The organism is Streptomyces sp. NPDC051987 (assembly GCF_040680735.1).
Taxonomy (GTDB): Bacteria; Actinomycetota; Actinomycetes; order Streptomycetales; family Streptomycetaceae; genus Streptomyces.
On the sequence record NZ_JBFAXI010000008.1, the window covers coordinates 25,408 to 47,571 of the forward strand.

19 protein-coding genes and 1 tRNA gene are annotated in these 22,164 nt (G+C 70.2%); 10 read left to right on the forward strand and 10 right to left on the reverse strand.

The genetic code is table 11. From position 1 onward, the window contains the following. Nucleotides 1–34 precede the first annotated feature (34 nt). Together AB0M11_RS06600 and AB0M11_RS06605 are read right to left on the reverse strand one after the other, a co-directional pair. The gene (locus AB0M11_RS06600) at nt 35–1,123 is read right to left on the reverse strand and encodes a metallophosphoesterase (RefSeq protein ID WP_365702086.1); all 1,089 of its coding nucleotides are present in this window, start codon (nt 1,121–1,123) and stop codon (nt 35–37) included. Nucleotides 1,124–1,378: 255 nt separating this feature from the next. Continuing rightward, nucleotides 1,379–2,491, reverse strand: coding sequence for a LacI family DNA-binding transcriptional regulator (locus AB0M11_RS06605; RefSeq protein ID WP_365702088.1), 1,113 nt, complete (start codon nt 2,489–2,491; stop codon nt 1,379–1,381). A 417-nt stretch (nt 2,492–2,908) separates the two neighbouring features. Between AB0M11_RS06605 and hisC the strand changes: the two genes are divergently transcribed. The 4 genes from hisC to cydD all read left to right on the forward strand — a co-directional run bounded on the left by hisC (nt 2,909) and on the right by cydD (nt 10,407). Then, on the forward strand, nt 2,909–3,988 hold the full coding sequence (hisC, locus tag AB0M11_RS06610) for a histidinol-phosphate transaminase (protein ID WP_365702090.1): 1,080 nt from the start codon (nt 2,909–2,911) through the stop codon (nt 3,986–3,988). Between the two features lie 270 nt (nt 3,989–4,258). Continuing rightward, nucleotides 4,259–5,767 (forward strand): cytochrome ubiquinol oxidase subunit I, encoded by a 1,509-nt coding sequence (locus AB0M11_RS06615; RefSeq protein ID WP_365702092.1) that lies wholly within the window; start codon nt 4,259–4,261, stop codon nt 5,765–5,767. A gap of 18 nt (nt 5,768–5,785) precedes the next feature. After that, on the forward strand, nt 5,786–6,793 hold the full coding sequence (gene cydB, locus AB0M11_RS06620) for a cytochrome d ubiquinol oxidase subunit II (protein ID WP_365702094.1): 1,008 nt from the start codon (nt 5,786–5,788) through the stop codon (nt 6,791–6,793). Nucleotides 6,794–6,852: 59 nt separating this feature from the next. Then, complete coding sequence (cydD, locus tag AB0M11_RS06625) at nt 6,853–10,407, forward strand: thiol reductant ABC exporter subunit CydD (RefSeq protein ID WP_365702096.1); 3,555 nt, start codon at nt 6,853–6,855, stop codon at nt 10,405–10,407. 19 nt (nt 10,408–10,426) lie between these two features. Here cydD and AB0M11_RS06630 read toward each other — a convergent pair whose 3' ends face one another. From AB0M11_RS06630 to AB0M11_RS06655, 6 genes are all read right to left on the reverse strand, one after another. Further along, entirely contained in the window at nt 10,427–11,314 is an 888-nt protein-coding gene (locus AB0M11_RS06630; RefSeq protein WP_365702098.1) for an HAD hydrolase family protein, read from the reverse strand. A 55-nt stretch (nt 11,315–11,369) separates the two neighbouring features. Next, entirely contained in the window at nt 11,370–12,272 is a 903-nt protein-coding gene (locus tag AB0M11_RS06635; protein ID WP_365702100.1) for an LLM class flavin-dependent oxidoreductase, read from the reverse strand. A gap of 159 nt (nt 12,273–12,431) precedes the next feature. Next, nucleotides 12,432–13,007, reverse strand: coding sequence for an RNA 2'-phosphotransferase (locus AB0M11_RS06640; protein ID WP_365702102.1), 576 nt, complete (start codon nt 13,005–13,007; stop codon nt 12,432–12,434). A 121-nt stretch (nt 13,008–13,128) separates the two neighbouring features. Then, nucleotides 13,129–13,494: a hypothetical protein gene (locus tag AB0M11_RS06645; protein WP_365702104.1), complete on the reverse strand. Its 366-nt coding sequence runs from the start codon at nt 13,492–13,494 to the stop codon at nt 13,129–13,131. A gap of 32 nt (nt 13,495–13,526) precedes the next feature. Beyond that, entirely contained in the window at nt 13,527–15,284 is a 1,758-nt protein-coding gene (locus AB0M11_RS06650) for an SDR family oxidoreductase (protein WP_365702106.1), read from the reverse strand. After that, nucleotides 15,281–15,466: a hypothetical protein gene (locus AB0M11_RS06655; protein WP_365702108.1), complete on the reverse strand. Its 186-nt coding sequence runs from the start codon at nt 15,464–15,466 to the stop codon at nt 15,281–15,283. The genes AB0M11_RS06650 and AB0M11_RS06655 overlap by 4 nt, the downstream gene beginning before the upstream one ends. Nucleotides 15,467–15,691: 225 nt before the next feature. On the opposite strand from AB0M11_RS06655, the gene AB0M11_RS06660 reads away from it, so the two are divergent. From AB0M11_RS06660 to AB0M11_RS06685, 6 genes are all read left to right on the forward strand, one after another. Then, the gene (locus AB0M11_RS06660) at nt 15,692–16,657 is read left to right on the forward strand and encodes an ABC transporter ATP-binding protein (protein WP_365702333.1); all 966 of its coding nucleotides are present in this window, start codon (nt 15,692–15,694) and stop codon (nt 16,655–16,657) included. Beyond that, nucleotides 16,647–17,555 (forward strand): ABC transporter permease, encoded by a 909-nt coding sequence (locus AB0M11_RS06665; RefSeq protein WP_365702110.1) that lies wholly within the window; start codon nt 16,647–16,649, stop codon nt 17,553–17,555. Before AB0M11_RS06660 ends, AB0M11_RS06665 begins: the two co-directional genes overlap by 11 nt. Next, a complete protein-coding gene (locus AB0M11_RS06670; RefSeq protein ID WP_365702112.1) occupies nt 17,552–18,463 on the forward strand; it encodes an ABC transporter ATP-binding protein in 912 nt (303 codons plus the stop codon). Before AB0M11_RS06665 ends, AB0M11_RS06670 begins: the two co-directional genes overlap by 4 nt. Before the next feature lie 10 nt (nt 18,464–18,473). Further along, nucleotides 18,474–19,193 carry an ABC transporter permease gene (locus AB0M11_RS06675; protein WP_365702114.1) on the forward strand — a complete coding sequence of 240 codons (720 nt, stop codon included), beginning with the start codon at nt 18,474–18,476 and terminating at the stop codon, nt 19,191–19,193. Between the two features lie 79 nt (nt 19,194–19,272). Beyond that, the gene (locus AB0M11_RS06680; RefSeq protein ID WP_365702116.1) at nt 19,273–19,485 is read left to right on the forward strand and encodes a hypothetical protein; all 213 of its coding nucleotides are present in this window, start codon (nt 19,273–19,275) and stop codon (nt 19,483–19,485) included. 231 nt (nt 19,486–19,716) lie between these two features. Continuing rightward, nucleotides 19,717–19,804: transfer RNA gene (locus AB0M11_RS06685), tRNA-Ser, on the forward strand. Between the two features lie 114 nt (nt 19,805–19,918). Here the strand turns inward: AB0M11_RS06685 and AB0M11_RS06690 are convergent. Then, nucleotides 19,919–20,716, reverse strand: coding sequence for an HAD family hydrolase (locus AB0M11_RS06690; RefSeq protein WP_365702118.1), 798 nt, complete (start codon nt 20,714–20,716; stop codon nt 19,919–19,921). After that, nucleotides 20,713–21,990 (reverse strand): serine--tRNA ligase, encoded by a 1,278-nt coding sequence (gene serS, locus AB0M11_RS06695; RefSeq protein WP_365702120.1) that lies wholly within the window; start codon nt 21,988–21,990, stop codon nt 20,713–20,715. Before serS ends, AB0M11_RS06690 begins: the two co-directional genes overlap by 4 nt. Nucleotides 21,991–22,164: the final 174 nt, after the last annotated feature.

The window sequence follows — 22,164 nt, forward strand, 5'->3', positions numbered from 1 at the left end:
TGACGTCGGGAGGATGAAACAGCCGGGCGAACCCTCAGACGTCCAGCGGAAGTTGCCTCACCAGCAGCTTTCCGGCCATGGTCACGCCGCCGTCCATGGCGATGGCCAGCCCGTCGGCGTAGACGTGCGGCTCCTCCACGACCGGGCCGGTGCCCTCTTCGCCCTCCTCGGAGCCGACTTCGCCCAGCAGATAGGGAATCGGGCTGTGTCCGTGAACGATGCGGGTACCGCCGTACGTATCGAGAAGGGAACGGACGGCGTCTGCACCCCCCTCGTCGCGGAAGGAGAAGCGCTTGGTGAATTTGCGGAACAGGTCCCAGACCTCGTCCGCGTCATTGCGCGTGATGGTCTCGCGGACCGTGTCGTTGACCGCCTCGATCGAGTCGCCGTAGTCGAGGTAGGCGGTGGTGTCGGAGTGGACCAGCAGATATCCGTCGACCTGCTCGACGGCGTCCAGGCGGGCCATCCACTGGAGGTGGTGGTCCTGGAGCCGGTCCATGTCGGTCTTCTGGCCGCCGTTGAGCAGCCAGGCGGCCTGGAAGGTGGCGGTGCCCGCACCGGAGTTGACGGGCGTGTCGCCGAACCGTTTGGCGCCGAGCAGCAGCAGCTCGTGGTTGCCCATGAGCGCCTTGCAGTAGCCGCCGGCCGCGGCCGCCTCGGCGGACAGCCGCATCACCAGGTCGATGACGCCGATGCCGTCCGGCCCCCGGTCGGTGAAGTCGCCGAGGAACCACAGCCGGGCGCTGCCCGCACACCAGTGGCCGTCCGCGTCGACCAGGCCCTGCTCCCGCAGTGCGGCGACCAGCTCGTCGAGATAGCCGTGCACGTCACCGACGACGTACAGCGGGCCGGGGCCGTTTCCGGGCTGCGCGCCCGGACCGGCGGCCGGTTCGACGGGCGTCTGGAGCGTGTCGCCCCGGTGGATGACAGGCAGGTCCCGCTGCGTGGGCGTGTACCCGTCGGGATACCCCTCGGGGTACATGTCGTCGAGTGGCGGGACGGCGTCGCCGGGATGGGTGCTGGGGGCGTACGGACCGGTGTCGTTGACGTATCCGGGTACCCGGAAGTCGCGCAACGTCGCCGTCCGCTCCGTCTCGGGTCCCTGACCGGCCCCCTGAGTCATCAGACCCCTCCACCATCGCGCCGCATCTGCACCGCTTCGGACTGCCTGGTCGCAGCGGCCCGCGGTGTCGTGGGCCCATCATAGGAACGCCCGTCGCGCCGTGTGATGACCCAGGGGTGGTGAATCCGGGCAGGACTCCAGTTCAGCGTGGCATTCGCCCCGGTTGGGCAGGGGTTCGACCGCCCGTGGTTCGGCTGCCGTCGGCCGTCGGACGACGCCCGGCGGCCGGGCCGCCCCGCTCTCCGCGTGCTCGTGCTACTCCTCCTCCGGTGCCCGCGGCGGACTGACCGTGGTGCGCTGCGGGCGTCGCTGGGAGGAGGTACGCACGATCAGTTCGGTCGGTATCACCTGCTCGACCGGCTGGTCCGACTCCACTCCCTCGATCGCGTCGATGAGCAGCTGCACCACCGCGGTGCCGATACGGCGGGGCTTCAGGGAGAGCGTGGTGATGGGCGGTTCGGTGTTGGCGTACACCGTCGACTCGCTGCAGCACACCAGGAGCAGATCGTCCGGGACACGCAGCCCGTAGCGACGGGCGGCGGCGAGCAGATCGGTGCCGTTGGGGTCGAAGAGGCCGTAGACGGCGTCGGGGCGGTCCGGCCGGGCGAGCAGCCGGTCGGCGGCGACGGCGCCGGCGCACGGGTCGTGCGCCGGGTACGCCTCGTAGACCGGGTCCTGGCCGACGCGCTCGCACCAGCGCAGGTAGGCGCTGGTCGACAGGTGCGTGTACGTGTCCGTCGTGGTGCCGGTGAGCAGGCCGATCCGGCGGGCGCCCGCGTCGGCGAGATGGTCGAGGATGCCGAGGACGGCGGCCTCGTGGTCGTTGTCCACCCAGGCGGTGACCGGGAGCGCGCCCGCCGGGCGGCCGTCGGAGACCACCGGGAGACCCTGCCGGACCAGTTCGCTGACCACCGGGTCCTGGTCGGAGGGGTCGATGACGACCGTGCCGTCCAGGGCGACGTTCGACCACACGTCGTGGCGTGAGGTCGCGGGCAGGATCACCAGGGCGTAGCCGCGGGCGAGCGCGGCCGAGGTGGCGGCCCGCGCCATCTCGGCGAAGTACGCGAACTCGGTGAAGGTGAAAGGTTCATCCCCGTACGTCGTCACGGTCAGGCCGATGAGTCCCGACTTGCCGGTACGGAGCGTGCGGGCGGCGGCCGAGGGGCGGTACCCCAGCCGGTCGGCGACCTCGCGGACATGGCGCCGGGTGGCATCCGGGAGCCTGCCCTTGCCGTTCAGGGCGTCGGAGACGGTCGTGATGGAGACTCCGGCGGCGGCGGCCACGTCTCTGATGCCCGCCCGGCCCGGCCGGCTGCCTCGCCGAGAGGTTTCCGCGCGGCTCACCTGGTGCTTCCCTGCTGCTGTCATGGCGAGCCGATAGTAGGGCTCATGCGGTGGGGTAGTGCGGACGCATATGCACGCGTTGACAGGCACGTTTCTGCAAGGCCAATTGGGGTCAACTACCTTAGAAAGAAAGTCAGTTGAACGATCCAATGGTGAGACGTGACGTGTCTGCACGCATGGGCCTGCCAAGTGCCCGATGTCTCGAAGAGGTCTCAACTCACCTGCACGGGTGATGCGCGCTACGGCGTGAGCCACCGGCGCGTAGATATATGTAGGGCGCGCCCCCGATAAATGCGCCTTCGTGTGGTGATGCCCGTGATGCCGCCGCCGCTGCCCCGCCCGCTCTTCCGCTGGACGCGGCGGGGCCCAATCCTCTTAAGGTGAGCAGTATTGGATGCCGGCGGTGCGGACGGTCCGCCGGAGGTCGCGAGGAGGACTGCGGTGAGCGAGACGAGCCCCAAGCTGCGCGCCGAGCTGGAGGGTATCCCCACCTACAAGCCGGGCAAGCCGGCGGCGGCCGACGGTTCCGTCGCGTACAAGCTTTCCTCCAACGAGAACCCCTATCCCCCGCTTCCCGGCGTGATGGAGTCCGTCACCGCGGCAGCCGCCTCCTTCAACCGCTACCCGGACATGGCGTGCACGGGGCTGATGAACGAGCTCTCGGACCGCTTCGGTGTCCCGCTCGCCCACCTCGCCACCGGCACCGGGTCGGTCGGTGTCGCCCAGCAGCTGATCCAGGCCACCAGCGGCCCCGGTGACGAGGTGATCTACGCCTGGCGGTCCTTCGAGGCCTATCCGATCATCACGCAGATCAGCGGCGCCCGGTCGGTCCAGGTGCCCCTCACGGCCGGTGATGTGCACGACCTGGACGCGATGGCCGACGCCGTCACCGACCGCACCCGCCTGATCTTCGTCTGCAACCCCAACAACCCGACCGGCACGGTCGTGAAGCGGGCCGAGCTGGAGCGGTTCCTGGACCGGGTGCCCAGTGATGTGCTGGTGGTCCTCGACGAGGCCTACCGGGAGTTCATCCGTGACCCCGAGGTGCCCGACGGTGTCGAGATCTACCGTGAGCGGCCGAACGTCTGCGTGCTGCGGACCTTCTCCAAGGCCTACGGCCTCGCCGGGCTGCGCGTCGGCTTCGCGATCGGTCATGAGCCGGTGGCGGCGGCGCTGCGCAAGACCGCGGTCCCGTTCGGCGTGAGCCAGCTCGCCCAGGAGGCGGCGATCGCCTCGCTGCGGGCCGAGGACGAACTGCTCGGCCGGGTCGGCTCGCTGGTGTGCGAGCGGCAGCGCGTCGTCGAGGGGCTGCGCGGCCAGGACTGGACGGTGCCCGAGAGCCAGGCCAACTTCGTGTGGCTGCGGCTGGGGGAGCGCACGACCGCCTTCGCGCAGCTCTGTGAGGCGCACGGCGTGGTCGTCCGGCCGTTCCCGGGCGAGGGTGTGCGGGTGACGGTCGGCGAGACCGAGGCGAACGACATCTTCCTGAAGGCGGCGGAGGCGTTCCGCAAGGAGCTGTAGCGCCTCCGGGGCGAGCGGAGGCTCCCGCGGACCAGGAGATCCACACGTGCGGGGTCGCACGGCCGACATCAGGGCCGGGCGGCCCCGCGCGCATGTCAAGAAGGTGCCGAACGGCCCAAGTGCGACCCCCCTTCGAACTTCGACAATCGGTGCGTCATAATGGCTTGTGAATGTGAATGCATTCACAAGCGTGTCCCATTGGTCCCGTGATGCACGCGACAAAAGGGGCAGAGTGTCGCTGGATCACGGCGACGTAAGGAGACTGACGACGTGTACCTGGCTTTGGCGCCGGAGACACTGGCGCGCTGGCAGTTCGGCATCACCACCGTCTACCACTTCCTGTTCGTCCCGCTGACGATCTCGCTCGCCGCCCTCACGGCCGGCCTGCAGACCGCCTGGGTGCGCACGGAGAAGGAGAAGTACCTCAGGGCGACCAAGTTCTGGGGCAAGCTCTTTTTGATCAACATTGCGATGGGTGTGGTCACCGGCATCGTGCAGGAGTTCCAGTTCGGCATGAACTGGTCCGACTACTCGCGGTTCGTCGGTGACATCTTCGGTGCCCCGCTCGCCTTCGAGGCGCTGATCGCCTTCTTCTTCGAGTCCACCTTCATCGGGCTGTGGATCTTCGGATGGGACAAGCTGCCCAAGAAGATCCACCTGGCCTGCATATGGATGGTCTCCATCGGCACGATCCTGTCCGCGTACTTCATCCTCGCGGCCAACTCGTGGATGCAGCATCCCGTCGGTTACAAGATCGACAAGGTGAAGGGGCGGGCCGAGCTCACCGACTTCTGGTCCGTGCTCAGCCAGAACACCGCGCTGGCCCAGGTCTTCCACACGCTGTCCGCGTCCTTCCTGACCGGTGGCGCCTTCATGGTCGGCATCGCCGCCTTCCACCTGTTCCGCAAGAAGCACATCACCGTGATGAAGACCTCGCTGCGGCTCGGTCTGATCACCGTCGTCATCGCCGGCATGCTGACCGCGATCAGCGGTGACACCCTCGGCAAGGTCATGTTCAAGCAGCAGCCGATGAAGATGGCCGCCGCCGAGGCCCTGTGGGACGGCCAGGACTCGGCGCCCTTCTCGATCTTCGCCTACGGCGACGTCAGCAAGGGCCACAACTCCGTCGAACTGTCGGTTCCCGGCCTGCTGTCCTTCCTCGCCGACGATGACTTCAACTCGTACGTCCCCGGCATCAACGACACCAACAAGGCCGAGCAGCAGAAGTACGGTGCCGGTGACTACCGGCCGATCATCCCCGTCACGTTCTGGGCGTTCCGCTGGATGATCGGCTTCGGCATGGCGTCCTTCGTCATCGGTCTGGCCGGCCTCTGGCTGACGCGCAAGAAGTTCATGCTGCCCCAGCACCTGAGGGTCGGTGACGACGAGGTGCCGCATCTGGTGCTCTTCAAGAGCAAGGCCCTCAGCCCCAAGCTCGGCAGGCTCTACTGGCTGGTGGCGATCTGGACGCTCGGCTTCCCCCTGATCGCCAACTCCTGGGGCTGGATCTTCACCGAGATGGGCCGCCAGCCCTGGGTCGTCTACGGCGTCCTGAGGACCAGCGCGGCGGTCTCCCCCGGTGTCTCCCAGGCGGAGATCCTCATATCGATGATCACCTTCACCGCGCTGTACGCCGTCCTCGCCGTCGTCGAGGTCAAGCTGCTCGTGAAGTACGTGAAGGCCGGACCGCCGGAGCTCACCGAGGACGATCTCAACCCGCCCACGAAGATCGGCGGCGAGACCCGTGACGCCGACAAGCCGATGGCCTTCTCGTACTAGGCCGAGGGAGACGCAGTCATGGAACTTCACGACGTCTGGTTCGTACTGATCGCCGTCCTGTGGACCGGCTACTTCTTCCTGGAGGGCTTCGACTTCGGAGTCGGCATCCTCACCAAGCTGCTCGCCCGGGACCGCCTGGAGAAGCGAGTGCTGATCAACACGATCGGTCCGGTCTGGGACGGCAACGAGGTCTGGCTGCTCACCGCGGGCGGCGCGACCTTCGCCGCCTTCCCCGAGTGGTACGCGACGCTCTTCTCCGGCTTCTACCTGCCCCTGCTGGTCATCCTGGTCTGCCTGATCGTCCGGGGCGTCGCCTTCGAGTACCGGGCGAAGCGGCCCGAGGAGAACTGGCAGCGCAACTGGGAGACCGCGATCTTCTGGACCTCGCTGGTCCCGGCGTTCCTGTGGGGCGTGGCCTTCGGGAACATCGTGCACGGCGTGAAGATCGACCGGAACTTCGAGTACGTCGGCACCGTCTGGAACCTGCTCAACCCGTATGCCCTGCTCGGCGGACTGGTGACGCTGACCCTGTTCACTTTCCACGGGTCGGTCTTCACCGCGCTCAAGACGGTGGGCGACATACGGGTACGGGCGCGGAAGCTGGCGACCAAGGTCGGTGCCCTCACTGCCGCACTGGCGCTGGTTTTCCTGCTGTGGACCCAGATCGACAGCGGTGACGTCAAGAGCCTTGTCGCGCTGGTCGTGGCGGTTGCCGCTCTGCTGGGCGCGCTCGGGGCCAACCTGCGGGGCCGCGAAGGGTGGGCGTTCGCGCTGTCCGGCGTGACCATCGTGGCCGCCGTGGCGATGCTCTTCCTGTCGCTCTTCCCGAATGTCATGCCGTCGTCGCTCAACGAGGACTGGAACCTCACGGTCACCAACGCCTCGTCGAGCCCGTACACCCTGAAGATCATGACGTGGCTGGCCGCGATCGCCACACCGCTCGTCCTGCTCTACCAGGGATGGACCTACTGGGTGTTCCGTAAGCGGATCGGTACGCAGCACATAGCGACCGAAGCCGCGCACTGAGTCCGAGGAGAGGGTGTTTCACGTGAAACACCCTCTCCGGGCCGAAGGGCATGTTTCACGTGAAACCAATCGATCCCCGTCTGCTGCGCTACGCCCGTGCCACTCGCTTCTTCCTGGTAGCCGTCGTCGCCCTCGGTGCCGTCGGTGCCGGGCTGGTCATCGCTCAGGCCATGCTCATCGCCGAAGTGGTGGTGGGTGCCTTCCAGCACGGTCACTCGGCCTCCGAACTCCGTACGCCTCTGCTGCTGTTGGCGGTCGTGGCGGTCGGCCGGGCGCTGGTCTCCTGGCTCACCGAGCTCGCCGCACACCGGGCGAGCGCGGCGGTCAAGTCCGAGTTGCGAGGCCGGCTGCTCGACCGGGCGGTGGCGCTCGGCCCGGGCTGGCTGAGCGACCAGCGGACCGGGTCGCTGGTCACCCTCGCCACGCGCGGCGTCGACGCCCTCGACGACTATTTCTCGCGCTACCTACCGCAGATGGGTCTCGCGGTGGTCGTCCCCGTCGCGGTGCTGGCGCGGATCGTCACCGAGGACTGGGTGTCCGCGGCGATCATCGTCGGGACGCTGCCCCTGATTCCGCTCTTCATGGTGTTGATCGGCTGGGCCACCCAGTCCCGGATGGACCGGCAGTGGCGGCTGCTCTCCCGGCTCTCCGGCCACTTTCTGGACGTGGTTGCCGGGCTGCCCACGCTGAAGGTGTTCGGCCGCGCCAAGGCGCAGGCCGAGTCCATCCGCCGGATCACCGGCGAGTACCGGCAGGCGACCATGCGGACCCTGCGGATCGCCTTCCTCTCCTCCTTCGCCTTGGAGCTGCTCGCCACGCTGTCGGTGGCGCTGGTGGCCGTGACCATCGGCATGCGGCTCGTGCACGGTGACATGGACCTCTACACCGGGTTGGTCATCCTGGTGCTGGCCCCCGAGGCCTATCTGCCGTTGCGCCAGGTGGGAGCCCAGTTCCACGCGGCAGCGGAGGGAGTGGCGGCGGCGGAGGAGATCTTCGCGGTGCTGGAGACTCCGGTGCCGGTGTCCGGGGCGGGTGCGGTGCCTTCTGACGCCTCGCTGGCCTTCGAGGGGGTGACGGTCCGCTATCCGGGCCGGTCGGCCGACGCGGTCACCGACGTCTCGTTCACCGTCGAACCCGGTGAGACGGTCGCGCTGGTCGGCCCGAGCGGCGTGGGCAAGTCGACGCTGCTGAGCGTGCTGCTGGGTTTCGTGCCGCCAGCGGAGGGGCGGGTGCGGGTCGGGGGTGCCGATCTTGCCGGCCTCGACCTGGAAGAGTGGCGGTCGCGGATCGCGTGGGTGCCGCAGCGGCCGCATCTGTACGCCGGCACGATCGCCGAGAACGTACGGCTGGCGCGCCCCGACGCGGACGACGACGCCGTTCGGGAGGCCTTGCGGGATTCCGGGGCGCTGGAGTTCGTGGACGCGTTGCCGGAGGGGACGGAGACGGTTCTCGGCGAGGACGGGGCCGGGCTCTCCGCCGGGCAGCGGCAGCGGCTGGCGTTGGCGCGGGCGTTCCTTGCCGACCGGCCCGTGCTGTTGCTGGATGAGCCGACGGCCGCGTTGGACGGGGGGACCGAGGCAGAGGTGGTGGCTGCGGTACGGCGGCTCTCCGAGGGGCGGACCGTGCTCCTGGTGGTCCACCGGCCGGCGTTGCTCTCGGTGGCGTCCCGCGTCGTGCGGCTCTCCGGCAGTGAGGTCCCCGGAGGGCTCCGCCCCCTGGACTCCGAGAACCTGAGCGTACCAACCGCCCGGCCAGGTGAGCGGGACGGTGAGGTCACGGAGCGACCGGGCCAAGGGGAAGGCGAGGCCGTGCGGGGGCTCGGGCCGGCTGTGGGGCGTCACGGGGATGCGTTGTCCGAGGGACGGCGGGGTGTTCTCCGGCGGGTTCGTGCCGCGTCCGGCGCCCAGCGAGGGCGGTTGTCGCTTGCGCTGGTGCTCGGGGCGCTCGCGCTCGGGAGCGCGGTGGGGCTGATGGCGACCTCCGGGTGGTTGATCTCGCGGGCCTCGCAGGAGCCGCCGGTGCTGTATCTGATGGTCGCCGTGACGGCCACGCGGGCCTTCGGGATCGGCCGCGCCGTGTTCCGTTACGGCGAGCGGCTGGTGTCGCACGACGCCGTGCTGCGCATGCTGGCCGAGACCCGGGTCGCCGTCTACCGGCGGCTGGAGCGGCTCGCGCCCGCCGGGCTGCGGACGACCAGGCGGGGCGACCTGCTCAGCCGGCTGGTCGCCGATGTGGACGCTCTGCAGGACTACTGGCTGCGGTGGCTGCTGCCGGCCGGGGTCGCGGTGGTCGTCTCCGCGGGGTCCGTGGCGTTCACCACCTGGTTGCTGCCAGGAGCCGGGGCCGCACTCGCCGTGGGGCTGCTGGCGGCCGGTGCGGGTGTTCCCCTGGTGACCTCCGCCGTGGCCCGACGAGCCGAACACCGGCTGGCGCCGGCCCGTGGGCTGCTCGCGACCCGGGTGACCGACCTGCTCACCGGCACCGCCGAGCTGACGGTTGCCGGCGCGCTGCCCGCCCGTGCCGACGAGGCCCGGCGGGCCGACGGCACGCTCACCCGGATCGCCTCGCGGGGAGCCACGGCCACCGCACTCGGGGACGGACTGACCGCGCTGCTGACCGGCCTGACCGTCGTCGGCACCGCGCTGCTGGGCGCCCAGGCGGTCGCCGACGGCCGGCTGAGCGGGGTGGCGATGGCGGTCGTCGTCCTGACGCCGCTGGCCGCCTTCGAGGCCGTAGTCGGGCTGCCGTCGGCCGTCCGGCACCGTCAGCGGGTGCGCAGGAGCGCCGAGCGCATCTACGAGGTCCTGGACGCTCCGGAGCCGGTGCGCGAGCCGGAGCGGCCGCGGCAGGCGCCTGCGACGCCCTTCCCCGTCGTCCTGAAGGGTCTGACGGCTCGGTATCCAGGACAGGCCAGGGACGCGCTCGACGGGGTGGACCTTGCCCTGCCCGAAGGGCGCAGGGTCGCCGTGGTCGGCGCGTCCGGCGCCGGCAAGTCGACCCTCGCGCAGGTCCTGCTGCGGTTCCTCGACCCTGGTGCGGGCTCTTACACGCTCGCCGGTGTGGACGCGTACGGCATGGACAGCGACGACGTACGGCGGCTGGTCGGGCTGTGCGCCCAGGACGCGCACCTCTTCGACAGCTCGGTACGCGAGAACCTGCTGCTCGCGCGGAGAGGCGCCACCGAGGAGGAGCTGCGGGACGCGCTGGGCCGGGCCCGGCTGCTCGACTGGGTGGACGGGCTGCCCGACGGGCTGGACACCCTGGTGGGTGAGCACGGGGCGCGGTTGTCCGGGGGGCAGCGACAGCGGCTGGCGCTCGCCCGGGCGCTGCTCGCCGACTTCCCGGTGCTCGTGCTGGACGAACCCGCCGAGCACCTCGACCTGCCCACGGCGGACGCGCTCACCGCGGATCTGCTGGCCGCCACCGAGGGCCGTACGACGCTGCTCATCACGCACCGGCTCGCGGGCCTGGAGGCCGTGGACGAGGTGATCGTCCTCGACGCGGGCCGCGTGGTGCAGCGCGGCAGCTACGCGGAACTGGCCGCCGCGGCCGGACCGCTGCGCGACATGGCGCGACGGGAGGCTGCGGCGGGGGCGCTGGTGGCAGCGGGGTAGCCGGGCGCGGCGGGCGGCCTCAGGCGCGGGCGGACAGCAGCTTCTCGATCACGACGGCCACCCCGTCCTCGTTGTTGGCGACCGTACGGCCCGAGGCGGCGGCGACGGCGGCGGGGTGGGCGTTGCCCATGGCGTAGGACTGACCTGCCCAGGTCAGCATCTCGACGTCGTTGGGCATGTCGCCGAAGGCCACGACCTCCTCGTGCGAGATGCCGCGCTCGGCACACTCCAGGGCGAGCGTGCTGGCCTTGGAGACCCCCGGGCCGCTGATCTCCAGCAGGGCACTGGGGCTGGACCGGGTGACGGTGGCGCGGTCGCCGATGGCGAGGCGGGCGAGGGTGAGGAAGGCGTCCGGGTCGAGATCGGGGTGGTAGGCGAGGATCTTGAGGACGGGCTCACCGGCGCTCGGACCGTCGGTCGCGAGGATCTCCTCGGCCGGCAGCAGATGGTCCGGTATCTCCAGGTGCAGCTTGGGATAGGCGGGCTCCTGGTGGAAGCCGTACGTCTGCTCGACCGCGTACACCGTGCCGGGCGCGGCCTCGCGCAGCAGCCGCACGGCGTCCAGCGCGTTATGCCGGGCCAGGTCGCGCACCTTCACGAAGCGGTGGGCGCCGGGGCCGCCGTGCAGGTCGACCACGGCCGCGCCGTTCCCGCAGATCGCCAGGCCGTGGCCGTGCACGTGGTCGCTGACGACGTCCATCCAGCGGGCCGGGCGGCCGGTGACGAAGAAGACCTCGACACCCGCCTCCTCGGCGGCGGCCAGCGCGGCGACCGTCCTCGGGGAGACCGACTTGTCGTCGCGCAGCAGGGTGCCGTCGAGATCGGTGGCGATCAGCCGGGGCGGGGTCGCGAAGGCAGGGGTCTCGGGCTGTCGGGTCGCTGAGGTCACCGGCCCATTCTCGCGCATATGCCCGCACGGCCGACCGGGCGGGCGCCCAGATGAGACACAGACGACTCCCCGCTCAGTCCAGCTGGGCCAGGGCCTCCATGGCGATCAGCTCGAAGACCTTCTCCTCGGCGGCGAACATCGAGTCGGGGACGGGCCAGTGGATCACCAGCTCGGTGAAGCCCAGCTCCTGGCAACGGCCGGCGAAGTCCACGAAGGCGTCCAGGGACTCCAGCGGACGGCCGCGGTCCGGGGTGAACCCGGTGAGCAGGACCTTGTCCAGCTCCGCCGCGTCCCGGCCGGTCGCCGCGCAGGTGTCGACGAGCTTGCGCAGCTGTCCGCGCAGTGCCTCGAAGGACTGCTCGGGGGTGCCCGACTCGTACAGTTTGGGATCGCCGGTGGTCACCCACGCCTGGCCGTGCCGCGCGGCCAGCCTCAGCCCGCGCGGGCCGGTGGCGGCCACCGCGAAGGGCAGCCGGGGCCGCTGCACACAGCCCGGGATGTTGCGCGCCTCGGTGGCCGAGTAGAACGCGCCCTCGTGGGTCACGGCGTCCTCGGTGAGGAGCTGGTCGAGCAGCGCCACGAACTCCGCGAACCGGTCGGCCCGCTCTCGCGGGGCCCACGGCTCCTGGCCCAGCGCGGTGGCGTCGAAGCCGGTGCCGCCCGCACCGATGCCGAGCGTCACCCGGCCGCCGGAGACGTCGTCGAGGGAGATCAGCTCCTTGGCCAGCGTCACCGGATGGCGGAAGTTCGGCGAGGTGACCAGCGTGCCCAGCCGCATCCGGTCGGTCACGGAGGCGGCGGCGGTCAGCGTCGGTATCGCGCCGAACCACGGGCCGTCCCGGAAGGTGCGCCAGGACAGGTGGTCGTAGGTGTACGCGGTGTGGAAGCCCAGCTCCTCCGCGCGTGTCCAGGCGGAACGGCCGCCCTCGCTCCAGCGGCGGTACGGGAGGATCACGGTGCTCAGACGCAGACTCATGGGTCCGAGACTAAGGGGACCCCCTGACAGGGGACGAAACGTTCACCGGCAGCGGATCAGGCGGTCACCGTGCGCGGCTGCCCGGCCGACGTGCGCTCACTCCCCGGCAGGGCGCCGAACTCGGCGAACGCCCCGTGCGGCAGTGCACCGGCGCCCAGGTCAGTGCGGATCGGGGAAGCGCAGGTAGCGCGGTGGTACGGCCTGCGTCAGCCACACCCCGTTCGCGCTGAGGTGGAAGACGTGTCCGTCCCTGTGCATCGCGCCCGCGTCGACCGCCAGCACGATCGGGCGCCCGCGCCGGGCGCCGACCCGCGTGGCGGTCTCCCGGTCCGCCGACAGATGCACGTCGTGCCTGTTCATCGGCCTGAGTCCCTCGCTCCGGATCGCGTCCAGGTTCCGTGCGACGGTCCCGTGGTAGAGGTACGGCGGCGGGGTCGCCGGAGGCAGTCCTAGGTCGACGTCGATGGTGTGGCCCTGGCTGGCGCGGATCCGGGTGCCTTCGATCGCGAACCGCTGCTTGTCGTTGGTGGCGACGACGTGGTCCAGTTCCTCGCGGGTGACCGGGAATCCGTGTGCCGCCACTGCCGCGAGGAGCGTGTCGATCTCCACCCAGCCGGCGTCGTCCAGTTGAAGACCGATGCGTTCGGGCTGGTGGCGCAGGTGTTTGGAGAGGTACTTCGACACCTTCACGGTGCGCCGCTCGTCCTGTGCTCCGTCGTTGTGTCGCGCGTTCATGTCACCAGCGTGCCGGGCGAGACGCGGATCACGCAGTTGTTTTTCGCCGGAGGTTTGATCCACAACCAAGTGCGGTTATCCACAAGGGAATTCGCCGAGTTGTGGACAAGTGCTGGTCAGTTCACGGTGATTCGTCAAGATCGTTCACTGCAAGGTGATGTGTGGTGAGGTCGTCCAAGCACGGTGCGCGCACACCGCGTTCGGCTGGGACGGAGGTGGACTCGACAGTGCGGTCCTGGCCAACGGGGTTGCGCACGGCCCGGATCGTGTCGGCAGGCAGGGCCGTTCCGTCGAGCGTGTCCCGCCCGAGAGCGCCGCTGCCCGTCCGCACCAACAGACGCATCGCACAGACCAGTTGGACGTCCACCGTGAGGGCGAGGCGGTTGATGCTCAGTGGCGCGTGCAGGATGCCGCCCGCGTGTCCACCCCGGCCGCCCCGCCCCAGCGGCACAACTGCCACGGTCGGACGGGTGTCTTGCTCGATCATCCGCCAGAACACCGCAGTTGCACGTCAGCTCGCTACAACCTGGGTTCCACGCGCGCGAGTCGGCCCAGAATCCCCGGTGCCAGCCGAGACAGCACTCGCGCCGTCCGCGCCTCCGGGGTCACCGGTACCACCGCTCGGTTGTGTTCCACCGCCTCCAGGATTGCCGAAGCGACCTTCTCCGGCGGGTAGTTGCGCAGGCCGTAGAGCCGTGCGGAGCGCTGTCGCCGTCGGTGCTGTTCCTCCTCGTCGACTCCGGTGAAGCGGGCCGTGGACGTGATGTTGGTGTTGACGATGCCGGGGCAGATCGCCGTCACCCCGATGCGCTGGGAGGCGAGTTCGGCGCGCAGGCACTCGGACAGCATCAGGACAGCCGCCTTGGAGGTGCTGTAGGCCGGCAGGGCGCGGGAGGGCTGGTAGGCGGCGGCCGAGGCGACGTTGACGATGTGGCCGCCCTGGGCGCGTTCGGCCATCCGGGCCCCGAAGAGACGACAACCGTGGATCACACCCCAGAGGTTCACGTCCAGGACGCGCCGCCAGTCCTCCGCCGTGGTCGTGAAGAAGGACCCCGCCAGGCCGATGCCCGCGTTGTTGACCAGCACGTCGACCACGCCGTACTCGCGGTGGACCTTCTCCGCGAGCTTCTCCATGGCCTGCTCGTCGGAGACGTCGGCGGTCTCGGCCCACGCGTCCGCCGCGCCGGCCAGCCGGGACAGCTCGGCGGTGCGGGCTGCCGCCTCCGTGTCCAGGTCCACCGCCACCACCCGCGCGCCCGCCTCCGCGAACGCGCACGCCGTCGCGCGGCCGATACCGCTGCCCGCTCCGGTGACGAGGACCAACTGGCCGCCGAACCGCTGGGCATGACGGTCGGCACGGGAGGGCGCCTCCCGCCCGTCCTCGACCGACACCACGAACTCCTCGATCCAGGACGACACCTGGTCCGGCCGGGTGCGCGGGACCCAGTGCCGGTCGGGCAGGGTGCGGCGGGTCAGCCGGGGAACCCAGCGCTCCAGGTCGTCGTAGAGACGCTCGGAGAGGAACGCGTCGCCGAGGGGCGTGATGAGCTGGACGGGCGCGTGCGCGAACTCGTCCTCGCGCGGGCGGCGGAGCCGGGCCCGCACGTTGTCGCGGTACAACCAGGCGCCGTGGGCTGCGTCGGAGGGCAGCGAGGAGGTCGGGTAGTCCCCGCCGGAGAGTCCCTCGGCCCGTCGCAGGATCCTCGGCCACGCCTTGCCGAGGGGGCCGCGCCAGGCCAGTTCCGGCAGGGCGGGGGTGTGCAGCAGGTACACGTACCAGGACTTGGCGCCCTGGCCGATGAGCTGGGCCGCCTGGCGGGGTGTGGGTCGCCGCACGCGCGCGTCGATCCAGTGCCCGAAGTGGTCAAGGGACGGCCCGGACATCGACGTGAAGGAGGCGACACGGCCCTCGGTACGCGCCACCGTGACGAACTCCCAGGACTGCACCGAGCCCCAGTCGTGGCCGACGAGGTGCACCGGGCGGTCCGGGCTGACCGCGTCGATCACCGCCAGGAAGTCGTCCGTGAGCTTGGCGAGGGTGAAGCCGCCGCGCAGGGGCTTCGGGGCGGTGGAGCGGCCGTGGCCGCGGACGTCGTACAGGACGACGTGGAAGCGGCCGGCGAGACGGGTCGCGACCTCGGACCACACTTCCTTGCTGTCCGGGTAGCCGTGGACGAGCACGACGGTCGGGGCGGCCGGGTCGCCCAGCTCCGCCACGCACAGGTCGACTCCCCCCGTGCGCACCCGCCGCTCGCGCGCGCCGTCGATGCCCGTCACCTGTCCTCCGCTCCGCGCCGCGCGTGCGGCAGATCGTCGTCCGGCCCGAAGGCGCTCTGCTCGGGATCCCGGGAGCCGTCGGCCACGAGGCTCGCCGCGGACTCGTACGCGAACCGCCGGACCCGCCGGAAACTCTGGAGCCGCGCGGCGCGTTCTTCCTTCGGTGCCACTGTTGTCGTCATCCGCTCCACCCCCGTCGACTGCGGTACGTGCCCGTAACGTGACAAGGTGAATGTGACAGTTGTTAGAGGTGACGTCAACAGGGGTGGTGAGGCCTGTGGACAACTCCGGGTAGCTCTCAAGGAGGGGGATCCCCTAGGGCCCCGTAATACTGGAGGCTGACGAGAAGACGGCTCCGAGGTCTGACGACCGCAGTGGCCCGGGTCACTACCTTCTATGGCGTGACTGTGATCGCGACCGAAAGCCTGAGCAAGCGGTTCCCCCGGGTGACCGCGCTCGACCGGCTGTCCGTGGACATCGGACCCGGTGTGACCGGCCTCGTCGGAGCCAACGGCGCCGGCAAGTCCACCTTGATCAAGATCCTGCTGGGTCTGTCCCCCGCTACCGAGGGCCGCGCCGAAGTGCTCGGCCTCGACGTCGCGACCAAGGGCGCCGCCATCCGCGAGCGCGTGGGCTACATGCCGGAGCACGACTGCCTGCCGCCCGACGTCTCGGCCACCGAGTTCGTCGTGCACATGGCCCGCATGTCCGGCCTGCCGCCCACCGCCGCCCGCGAGCGCACCGCCGACACGCTGCGCCACGTCGGCCTCTACGAGGAGCGGTACCGCCCCATCGGCGGCTACTCGACCGGCATGAAGCAGCGCGTGAAGCTCGCCCAGGCCCTGGTGCACGACCCTCAGCTGGTCTTCCTCGACGAGCCGACCAACGGCCTCGACCCGGTCGGCCGCGACGAGATGCTCGGCCTGATCCGCCGCATCCACACCGACTTCGGCATCTCGGTCCTGGTCACCTCGCACCTGCTCGGCGAACTGGAGCGCACCTGCGACCACGTGGTCGTCGTCGACGGCGGGAAGCTGCTGCGCTCCAGCTCCACCACCGACTTCACGCAGACCACGACCACCCTCGCCATCGAGGTCACCGACAGCGACGAGCACCCGGACGGCACCCGCGCGGTGCGCGACGCGCTCCACGCGCGCGGGGTGGAGACCGACAACGAGGGCGGCGGTCTCCCCGGCGCCGGCCACATCCTGCTGCTCACCGCGCAGGGCGAGGAGACCTACGACCTCGTCCGTGACGTCGTCGCCGACCTCGGCCTCGGCCTGGTGCGCATGGAGCAGCGCCGGCACCACATCTCCGAGGTCTTCACCAACGGCGACGAGCAGCGGAAGGAGGCGACCGTCCATGGCGGTTGAGCACCCCCTGGCCACTCCCACGGGCGACCAGTCCAGAATCCACGACATCGGCTACCGCGGCTACGACGGCCCGCGCCTGGGCCGCTCGTACGCCCGCCTGTCCCTGTACTCGCAGACCCTGCGCGGCTCCTACGGCCTCGGCCGGTCGGTGAAGTCCAAGGTGCTGCCGATGCTGCTCTTCGCGGTGATCTGCGTGCCGGCGGCCATCATGGTCGCCGTCGCCGTCGCCACCAAGGCTCACGACCTGCCGGTGTCCTACACGCGGTACGCGATCATCATGCAGGCCGTCATCAGCCTGTACGTCGCCTCCCAGGCCCCCCAGGCCGTCTCCCGCGACCTGCGTTTCAAGACCATCCCGCTGTACTTCTCGCGGCCCATCGAGACCGCCGACTACGTCCAGGCCAAGTTCGCGGCCCTGGCCTCCGCGCTGTTCATCCTCACCGGCGCCCCGCTGGTCGTGCTGTACCTCGGCGCACTGCTCTCCAAGATGGACTTCGCCCACCAGACCAAGGGGTTCGGTGAGGGACTGCTCTCGGTGGCCCTGCTGTCCCTCCTCTTCGCCGGCATCGGCCTGGTCATCGCCGCGGTCACCCCGCGCCGCGGCTTCGGTATCGCCGCCGTGATCGCCGTCCTGACCATCTCCTACGGCGCGGTCTCCACCCTCCAGGCCATCGCCGACTCCCAGGGCAGCGCCGGCGCCATCCCGTGGATCGGCCTGTTCTCGCCGGTCACCCTGATCGGCGGGGTGAGCACCGCCCTGCTCGGCGGCACCAACACCTTCCCGGGCGGCGACGGACCCTCGCACGCCCAGGGCGCGGTGTACCTGCTTGTCATCGTCGGCCTCATCGCCGCCTGCTACGGCCTTCTGCTGCGCCGCTACAAGAAGGTGGGACTGTGACCACGCTCTCCATCGACCACGTCTCCCGCTGGTTCGGCAACGTGGTCGCCGTCAACGACGTCACCATGACCATCGGTCCCGGCGTCACCGGCCTCCTCGGCCCCAACGGCGCCGGGAAGTCCACCCTCATCAACATGATGGGCGGCTTCCTCGCCCCCTCCACCGGCACCGTCACTCTCGACGGGCAGCCGACCTGGCGGAACGAGGCCATCTACAAGCACATCGGCATCGTCCCCGAGCGCGAGGCGATGTACGACTTCCTCACCGGCCGCGAATTCGTCGTCGCCAACGCCGAGTTGCAGGGCCTCGGAGCCAAGGCCGCGCAGAAGGCCCTCGCCACGGTCGAGATGGAGTACGCGCAGGACCGCAAGATCTCGACGTACTCCAAGGGCATGCGCCAGCGCGTGAAGATGGCGTCCGCCCTCGTCCACGAGCCGTCCCTGCTCCTCCTCGACGAACCCTTCAACGGCATGGACCCGCGTCAGCGCATGCAGCTCATGGAACTGCTGCGGCGCATGGGCGACGAGGGCCGCACCGTCCTGTTCTCCTCCCACATCCTCGAGGAGGTCGAGCAGCTCGCCTGGCACATCGAGGTCGTGGTAGCCGGCCGGCACGCGGCCAGCGGCGACTTCCGCAAGATCCGCCGCCTGATGACCGACCGCCCGCACCGCTACCTGGTCCGCTCCAGCGACGACCGCGCCCTCGCGGCCGCCCTCATCGCCGACCCGTCCACCTCGGGCATCGAGGTGGACCTCACCGAGGGCGCCTTGCGCATCCAGGCCGTGGACTTCGGCCGCTTCACCGCCCTGCTGCCCAAGGTCGCCCGCGACCAGGGCATCCGGCTGCTCACGGTCTCGCCGTCCGACGAGTCCCTCGAATCCGTGTTCTCGTATCTGGTCGCGGCGTAGGAGGCCGAAGATGTACGACCCCACAGTCGCCCGGCTCACCTACCGGGCTCTGCTCGGCCGACGCCGTGCCCTCATCCTGGGCGCGCTGCCCGTACTGCTGATCGCGATCTCCGTCGTCGTCCGCGGCCTCGCCGGTGCCGACGACCAGACCGCCTCCGACCTGCTCGGCGGACTCGCCCTCGCGACCATGGTGCCGATCATCGGCGTCATCGCCGGCACCGGCGCCATCGGTCCGGAGATCGACGACGGCTCCGTGGTGTACCTGCTGTCCAAGCCGATCAAACGGCCGACGATCATCGTCACCAAGCTGATCGTGGCGATCGCCGTGACCATGGTCTTCTCGGCCCTGCCGACCCTGATCGCGGGCTTCGTCCTCAACGGCAACGGCCAGCAGATCGCCGTCGCCTACACGGTCGCCGCGCTCGTCGCCTCCATCGCCTACGCCGCGCTCTTCCTGCTCCTCGGGACGGTCTCCCGGCACGCGGTGGTCTTCGGGCTCGTCTACGCCCTGGTCTGGGAGGCCCTGTTCGGCTCCCTGGTCCCGGGGGCGCGGACGCTGAGCGTCCAGCAGTGGTCCCTGGCCGTCGCCCACAAGGTGACCGGCGGCGAGTTGGTCACGTCCGACGTGTCTCTGACGACGGGCACGGTGCTGCTGGTCGTGGTGACCGTCCTGGCCACCTGGTACGCCGGCCAGAAGCTGCGCTCGCTGACGCTGGCGGGCGAGGAGTAGACACCCGCTTTATTGACGGGGGCTTCACCCGGGTCCGGGCACACTGGGCAAAGGGGATGTTCCGTGGAGAGGAACGGGGATGGCTGAGGGTTTCGGAGACGCCGACTGGGACGGTGTCGCGCTGGACGAGGAGTTCATACGGTCCGCGGAGACGTCCGAGCCGTCCGCGCGGGCGCGGATGCTGGCCGCGCGCTGGCGCGCGGAGTCGCCGGAACCGCAGCCGTGGCGGTCGGACGAGCCGCCGGCCGGGTGGTTCTTCAGCAAGGGGCGGCGCAAGTGGTGGCGCCGGTGAGGGTTCGGGGACCCCTTGGGACGCCCGCCTCGCGTTAATTGATTGGCACCCAACTCGGCTCACAGGCACAGTGGTTGTGTCACCCCACCAGCTGGGAGAGGAGCCGGACGGTGTCCCTGCACGACAGTACGTCCCGCTCCCGTCAGGGCAGCCGTCGGAGGATCGCCGTGTAGCTGCCCGGGGCGGCCGCTTCGAGCACGCGATGGTCGCTCTCGCGTGGGCCGCCCACCCGGAGGATTGGCCGAGTGGTAAGGCACTGGCTTGCTAAGCCATGGTCGGGCCTGGAAAGCCCGCGCACGTTCGATCCGTGCATCCTCCGCAGACGGTGTCACTGTGACTGAGCCGAACTTGCAAGCGCCCCTGAGTGGTCCCACTCAGGGGCGCGGGGAACTGCGCGACCGGCCCCCACCGGACCCGCGGCACATCGACAAGCTCAGCCGAGCAGACGCTCCACGACCACCGCAATGCCGTCCTCGTCGTTGGAGGACGTCACCTCGCCCGCCACAGCCTTCAGCTGCTCATGAGCATTGGCCATGGCCACCCCCCGAGCCGCCCAGGCGAACATCGGGATGTCGTTCGGCATGTCGCCGAAGGCGATCGTGTCGGCGGACCTGAGACCCAGCCGACGCGCGGCCAGGGACAGGCCCGTCGCCTTCGAGAGACCGAGCGGGAGCAGCTCCACGATGCCCTCGCCCGCCATGGCGACACCGACGAACCCCCCGGCCGCCTGCCGGGCCGCTTCCGCCAGCTCGTCGTCGGACAGCTCCGGATGCTGTATGTAGATCTTGTTCAGCGGCGCCGACCAGAGATCGGCGGCGTCGGTGAAGGGGATCGACGGAAGATGACCCCTCACCGCGTACCCCGGCCCCACCAGCACGTCCCCGTCGAGACCGTCGCGGCTCGCCGCGAGGTACAGCGGGCCGACCTCCGCCTCGATCTTCGCGAGGGCCACCCCGGCCAGCTGCCGGTCCAGCGTCACGGAGGTGAGGAGGCGGTGCGCTCCGGCGTCGTACACCTGCGCGCCCTGGCCGCAGACGGCGAGGCCGTCGTAGCTGAGGTCATCGAGGATGTGCCGGGTCCACGGGACTCCGCGGCCGGTGACGACGATGTGCGCGGCGCCCGCCGCGGTGGCCGCGGCGAGCGCGTCACGGGTGCGCTGGGAGACCGACTCGTCGGAGCGCAGCAGCGTCCCGTCGAGGTCCGTGGCGATGAGCCCGTAGGGGAAGCTCACCGGGACACCGGCTCCAGGACCTCCCGGCCGCCCAGGTACGGGCGCAGCACCTCGGGCACGTACACCGAACCGTCGGCCTGCTGGTGGTTCTCCAGGATCGCCACGATGGTGCGCGGTACGGCGCACAGCGTGCCGTTGAGCGTGGCCAGCGGCCTGACCTGCTTGCCGTCACGGACCCGGATCGACAGCCGGCGGGACTGGAACTCGGTGCAGTCCGACGTCGACGTCAGCTCGCGGTACTTGCCCTGCGTCGGGATCCACGCCTCGCAGTCGAACTTGCGGGCGGCCGAGGCGCCGAGGTCACCGGTGGCGACGTCGATCACCCGGAACGGCAGCTCCAGCGAGGTCAGCCACTGCTTCTCCCAGGCCAGCAGGCGCTGGTGCTCCGCCTCCGAGTCCTCGGGGGCGACGTAGGAGAACATCTCCACCTTGTCGAACTGGTGGACGCGGAAGATGCCCTTGGTGTCCTTGCCGTGCGAACCTGCCTCGCGGCGGAAGCAGGGCGAGAATCCGGCGTAGCGGAGCGGCAGGCGCTCCGCCTCGATGATCTCGTCCATGTGGTACGCGGCGAGCGGCACCTCGGAGGTGCCGACCAGGTAGAGGTCGTCCTTGTCCAGGTGGTAGACGTCCTGGGCCGCCTGGCCGAGGAAGCCGGTGCCCGCCATGGACTGCGGGCGGACCAGCGCCGGGGTCAGCATCGGCGTGAAGCCGGCCTCGGTGGCCTGGGCGATCGCCGCGTTGACGAGCGCCAGCTCCAGCAGGGCGCCGACACCGGTCAGGAAGTAGAAGCGGGAGCCGGACACCTTGGCACCGCGCTCGACGTCGATCGCTCCGAGGAGCTGGCCCAGCTCCAGGTGGTCCTTGGGCTCGAAGCCCTCGGCGCCGAAGTCGCGGATCGTGCCGTGCTCCTCCAGGGTGACGAAGTCCTCCTCGCCTCCCACCGGCACGTCGGGGTGGACGAGGTTGCCGAGCCTGAGCAGCAGCTCCTGAGTCTCGGCGTCGGCCGCGTCGCGCTCGGCGTCGGCGGCCTTGACGTCGGCGGCGAGCTGACCGGCCTTCTTCAGCAGCTCGGCCTTCTCGTCGCCGGAGGCCTTGGGGATGAGCTTGCCGAGCGACTTCTGCTCGTTGCGCAGCTCGTCGAAGCGGACGCCGGAGGACCTGCGCCGCTCGTCGGCAGAGAGGAGGGCGTCGACGAGCGCGACGTCCTCTCCACGGGCGCGCTGGGACGCGCGCACACGGTCGGGGTCCTCACGGAGCAGGCGAAGGTCAATCACGGAGCCAAGGCTACCGGTGCGGGGTTGCCCCCCACGAATCACTATGGACACGCGTTCCGAATCGCGGCTTACGTTCCGTTATGGGGTAAATGCCGAGCGTGTCAACAAAAAGTGTCTCACCCCTCGGGACGGGGCACGCGTGCGGCCTGCGGTTGACTGGATTTCCTTGTGGAG

Coding starts and splice junctions, on each gene's coding strand:
- AB0M11_RS06600 (WP_365702086.1), bottom strand. CDS start 1,123: ATGACTCAGGGGGCCGGTCAGGGACCCGAGACGGAGCGGACGGCGACG.
- AB0M11_RS06605 (WP_365702088.1), bottom strand. CDS start 2,491: ATGACAGCAGCAGGGAAGCACCAGGTGAGCCGCGCGGAAACCTCTCGG.
- cydB (WP_365702094.1), top strand. CDS start 5,786: ATGGAACTTCACGACGTCTGGTTCGTACTGATCGCCGTCCTGTGGACC.
- AB0M11_RS06630 (WP_365702098.1), bottom strand. CDS start 11,314: ATGCGCGAGAATGGGCCGGTGACCTCAGCGACCCGACAGCCCGAGACC.
- AB0M11_RS06635 (WP_365702100.1), bottom strand. CDS start 12,272: ATGAGTCTGCGTCTGAGCACCGTGATCCTCCCGTACCGCCGCTGGAGC.
- AB0M11_RS06640 (WP_365702102.1), bottom strand. CDS start 13,007: ATGAACGCGCGACACAACGACGGAGCACAGGACGAGCGGCGCACCGTG.
- AB0M11_RS06645 (WP_365702104.1), bottom strand. CDS start 13,494: ATGATCGAGCAAGACACCCGTCCGACCGTGGCAGTTGTGCCGCTGGGG.
- AB0M11_RS06655 (WP_365702108.1), bottom strand. CDS start 15,466: ATGACGACAACAGTGGCACCGAAGGAAGAACGCGCCGCGCGGCTCCAG.
- AB0M11_RS06665 (WP_365702110.1), top strand. CDS start 16,647: ATGGCGGTTGAGCACCCCCTGGCCACTCCCACGGGCGACCAGTCCAGA.
- AB0M11_RS06675 (WP_365702114.1), top strand. CDS start 18,474: ATGTACGACCCCACAGTCGCCCGGCTCACCTACCGGGCTCTGCTCGGC.
- AB0M11_RS06680 (WP_365702116.1), top strand. CDS start 19,273: ATGGCTGAGGGTTTCGGAGACGCCGACTGGGACGGTGTCGCGCTGGAC.